This window comes from Microcystis sp. M53602_WE12, assembly GCF_030065455.1.
Lineage (GTDB): Bacteria > Cyanobacteriota > Cyanobacteriia > Cyanobacteriales > Microcystaceae > Microcystis > Microcystis aeruginosa.
This window is the reverse complement of the sequence record NZ_JASJFB010000582.1, coordinates 1-3,978: the sequence shown is the minus strand read 5'-3', so window position 1 is coordinate 3,978 and position 3,978 is coordinate 1. Positions and strand designations below refer to the sequence as shown.

The 3,978-nt window shown below is 41.8% G+C and carries 5 protein-coding genes and 1 pseudogene; 4 read left to right on the top strand and 2 right to left on the bottom strand.

Features of this window, described 5'->3' with window-relative positions; all coding sequences use genetic code 11:
- Nucleotides 1–140 precede the first annotated feature (140 nt).
- The 3 genes and pseudogenes from PX482_RS18680 to PX482_RS18670 form a co-directional block, all read left to right on the top strand.
- Nucleotides 141–356, top strand: a pseudogene (locus tag PX482_RS18680) (zinc ribbon domain-containing protein); the annotation flags it as partial.
- 253 nt (nucleotides 357–609) lie between these two features.
- Nucleotides 610–909, top strand: coding sequence for a DUF1816 domain-containing protein (locus PX482_RS18675; RefSeq protein ID WP_288122831.1), 300 nt, complete (start codon nucleotides 610–612; stop codon nucleotides 907–909).
- Entirely contained in the window at nucleotides 878–1,525 is a 648-nt protein-coding gene (locus PX482_RS18670; protein ID WP_002759075.1) for a ComF family protein, read from the top strand. The genes PX482_RS18675 and PX482_RS18670 overlap by 32 nt, the downstream gene beginning before the upstream one ends.
- A gap of 42 nt (nucleotides 1,526–1,567) precedes the next feature.
- Here the strand turns inward: PX482_RS18670 and psbX are convergent, their stop codons facing one another.
- Nucleotides 1,568–1,687 (bottom strand): photosystem II reaction center X protein, encoded by a 120-nt coding sequence (gene psbX / locus PX482_RS18665; protein WP_002733679.1) that lies wholly within the window; start codon nucleotides 1,685–1,687, stop codon nucleotides 1,568–1,570.
- 218 nt (nucleotides 1,688–1,905) lie between these two features.
- Between psbX and PX482_RS18660 the strand changes: the two genes are divergently transcribed.
- The gene (locus tag PX482_RS18660; RefSeq protein WP_002759071.1) at nucleotides 1,906–2,205 is read left to right on the top strand and encodes a hypothetical protein; all 300 of its coding nucleotides are present in this window, start codon (nucleotides 1,906–1,908) and stop codon (nucleotides 2,203–2,205) included.
- A 256-nt stretch (nucleotides 2,206–2,461) separates the two neighbouring features.
- Here the strand turns inward: PX482_RS18660 and PX482_RS18655 are convergent, their stop codons facing one another.
- Entirely contained in the window at nucleotides 2,462–3,394 is a 933-nt protein-coding gene (locus PX482_RS18655) for a DNA adenine methylase (protein ID WP_288023225.1), read from the bottom strand.
- Nucleotides 3,395–3,978: the final 584 nt, after the last annotated feature.

Genomic DNA, 3,978 nt, shown 5'->3' with positions numbered 1-3,978 from the left:
GGGCGGCTCCCCAGAACAGTCTCAGCCTGGAAGTTGGTCACTAGCTAGACACTACCTAACAGCCACAGGCGATAGGCTGAGAGGCCAGAGATGCTGTCGTGGCTTTCATCTTACCTCTCAGCGGTTTTTGAGATGTTGCTAGCCAACAATGTTCTGATTGTGGCAATATTGTCAAGAAAACATTATCTGTAAGAACTCATGTTTGTTCTTGTGGGTGTGTCTTGGATAGAGACGAAAACGCCGCTATAAACATTCTCGCACGGGCAAATACTGTCGGGCGGACAGAAATTCAAGCCCTCGGACAGACTACCCACTGTCTATTAGGTGAAAGCTTAGTAGATAAGGTAACTGGATGAACAGGGAATCCCCAAGCGCTTAGTGCCATGGGAGCGTCAATATCCTATCTCGATCCGCTTCCCCTTGGCTGAGGGGAATTTTTAGAATCTCTTTTGATTTGGCGACCGCTCCCCTTGTTAATCTAATACGATAAAAAGACTCTCTTTGGCCAAAAGCTCGATTTTTTGGCCAGCAAATCGGAATTATGGGGGCAAAGTTCCTCAAAACCTATCCTTGATTCCTGCAATCCCTGTACCCTATCAATACCAGAACATGATTTTATCTTTCTTGCAGACAAATAAAATTTCTGACGATAATACACCTTGGTGGCTGAAAATTACCTCCCTTTCCCCCCACTGTATTTACTATTTTGGTCCCTTTGCTTCTTTTGAGGAAGCACAACAGCATCAGGGGGGTTATCTACAAGATCTAGAGTCCGAAGGAGCGCAAGGAATCAGTCTTTCGATCGAGCGGAGTAATCCCCGTTATTTGACCGTTTTTGACGATGGAAATCAGGATCTAGCTAAAACTTTGACTTCCCATGCTCGAACCTTTTCTCGCTTTATTTCTTAAGTCTCCCTGTCCTCTTTGTCAACGGCAGAGCGAGCGAGAGCTTTGCCGTGATTGTGGGCGACAATTACAGTCCTATCGTCAGAATAACCCGCTTTTTCTCTGGCGTGGTTCTATTCCCCTGTTTATCTGGGGACGCTATGAAGGTAAATTAAAACAGGCGATCGCTAAAATGAAATATGATCGCCATCCCGCTCTCGGCTCTTTGCTAGGCAGTTGCATGGGGGAAACTTGGCTGCTGCGTCCTCCCCTCACCGATAAACGTTTGACGGTGATTCCTATCCCTCTCCACCCAGAAAGATTAAGGGAAAGGGGTTTTAATCAAGCAGAAGTCATTGGCGAGGGTTTTTGTCGTTTAACCGGTTATCCTCTGGCTAGTCGCGGATTAATTCGGATTAAGAACACGGCAGCTTTATTTAGTCTGGCAGCCGAGGAAAGAAAAAAGACGATGCAAGCGGCTTTTCAACTGGGGAAAAATTTACCGAAATCAGTGCCGATTCTCTTAATTGATGATATTTATACCACGGGAACCACGATTGAGGAGGCTGTGCAGGTTTTACAAACAGAGGGGTATCGGGTAGTCGGTGCGATCGCTCTTGCCAGTTCCAAAATTAGCTAAAATGCCCAGACGGAATCGGTCTAGGCATTTTAGGATTTTAAATTAAGTCCGTTTGATCTTGTCGTATTGACTGATGAAAATCAAACCGATAGTGGCAGGGATCAGGACGATAACCGCACCTAAAACAAGGCTCCAGAGAAAGTTAGCTAAAGAGGGTGTCATGATAGATAAATCCTTTGTCATATTTTCAAAGACTTAGTTTTTTATCTTATCACCTTGGGCGAGAAGACCTCCACTTCCACGACCAGATAGATGCGATCGCAGGTTTTATATGTCTTCAATCCCTCAAGATAAAGTCTCCCTTGACTTCTCAAGGGGATAGGGATGTTTGACAATAGGTGATAGTTACAAAACTTTAAACTAGATTGGCAAAGATTTTTATGGCTACTGACGATCGCAAACGGCGCATTCTCGATCATCTCTCCAGAAGTACCACTGGTGCTGACTATATTCCCAAAAAACCGCTGCCAATTGTGGAAACTCCTCCGGTGGCAGCGGAACCCGTGGCAGCGCCGCCTCCAGTAACTCCTTCACCGGAATTAACTGCTAAAGAGCGCAAAAGAAAGATAATGTCCCATCTTTCCATGAGTAGTCAAGATTTTGGCGAAATTACTAGCACTGCCCCCGAAGAAAAGCGTAAACGCCAAATTAATGACCATCTACGCCAAAGCCAAGGATAAATAGGGTTTGCTGAAAAATTTTTTCCTGGGGGCAGGGTGTGGGGTGTGGGGTGTGGGGTGTGGGGTTTTACCCATTTTCAGGGAGTCAATTACCTAATTTTCAGGGAAAAAGTACCTGAAATTTCCCTCCCCAATCACTCCAATCGCTGGCACTTTTTGATTTCAAAAAAGCCTAAAGATATTATCCAACAAGGTTTTTAGATTTATTCAGCAAACCCTAAATAGTAAGGAGTGAGAATTAGCAACTAGGCATCTTCTAGACTGTTCTCGCTCCCTCATTTTCTGCTGTCGATGGGGATAATGACAGTTGTTGCAAATCAGTTCCTCGCTCTGGCAACAAGGGAATGTTAAAGTTAGTAATGATCGCTTCGGTGATCGGATGACGCAATTTTTCTGTGGAACCAACATGATAAAAATGCTGTTTAGTATAGATATAAAACTGATCAGCACTCCAATTTTTTTTAATTAAAGGATTGCTTCTAAACTGATTACTGTGCCAAGTGGACAAAATAAACCGACAAGAAATATCCTTTAAAATAGTCACCAAACAATCTTCATCCTCTTCAGACCAAGAGTTAAAATAATCGGTGTGTCTCCCTAAATAAGGAGGATCGAGATAGATCAAGTCTGTTTTTTGCCAATCAGATAAAGTCTCTCGAAAGTCAGCAACTTGAAAATTATAATCAGTTTTAATAAGAATATTTTCTAGGGCAATAACTTGATTGACTATTTTGGTAATATATGCTTGAGAAAATCGTTCTGATTTATGACAGTAAGGTACGTTAAACTGTCCCTTACGATTGAATCTCATCACGCCATTAAAACAGGAGCGATTGAGAAATAAAAAATCTAGAGAATTAGGAGATTGATTAAATCTTTCTCGTACTTGATAATAATAACTTTCTCCCTGCTCCTTAAGAACTTGACCATTTTCTTGCAAAAAAAGCTTCACAGTTTTACTGGTAATAACTTGATTTTTTAGATTATTATAAAACTGGATAATATGAGTATTTGTGTCCGCAAGTAAAGCCTTTTTGGGATTAATATTAAAAGCCACCACCCCCGATCCAGAAAAGGGTTCTATCCAACGCCCAAAGCTAAGATCAGACACAATATTTTTAACATCTTTTACCAATTTAGTTTTAATTCCTTGACACTTAATCGGTGGCACAAGTGGCGTTAACTTCACTAAACACTCTCCTCATCAATAGTAATCTCTATCCACAGCAAACTTAGCTCCTGTTGGCTCGTGAATAAAGGTTAAATCAGGGTAAAAATTTTGTTGAGATACTAACTCTATCTTGGGTGCATCTCATTTTTGCCCTCTCAAAAATTAATTATGCAAGAACTCTATAGTAGGGTTGATTCATGAATCAACCCTACCCAAACCCCCCGTTGGGTGCGTGGCGCGGCCACTGAGCGTGTCGAAGTGCCGCCCCCAAACCTCGGAGCGCATTAGTTTTTCGGTGGGATGCTTACAGGTAGCTGCTGATATATCTGTAATAATTTAAGGGTCACTGATAATTGCTGATTGTTGGTATTTCTGCATAAGTGAGATACACCCCTCTATCTTTAATTGGTTACATCTAGCAAAATTATCAAATATGGGAAAAAGAAGCAATTCTAGGATTTTAGGCTCTTCGTTACTTGTTATGGTTCGATAGGGGGGCATAAATCGACTAAATCCTTATCTGGCAAGAGACTTAATTGATTAGTTCGCTCTAGATAAAAAACAATTGACAAAAATCGCTAAATGCCTTTCTATATAAGGGT

Coding starts and splice junctions, on each gene's coding strand:
- PX482_RS18675 (WP_288122831.1), top strand. CDS start 610: ATGATTTTATCTTTCTTGCAGACAAATAAAATTTCTGACGATAATACA.
- PX482_RS18670 (WP_002759075.1), top strand. CDS start 878: ATGCTCGAACCTTTTCTCGCTTTATTTCTTAAGTCTCCCTGTCCTCTT.
- psbX (WP_002733679.1), bottom strand. CDS start 1,687: ATGACACCCTCTTTAGCTAACTTTCTCTGGAGCCTTGTTTTAGGTGCG.
- PX482_RS18660 (WP_002759071.1), top strand. CDS start 1,906: ATGGCTACTGACGATCGCAAACGGCGCATTCTCGATCATCTCTCCAGA.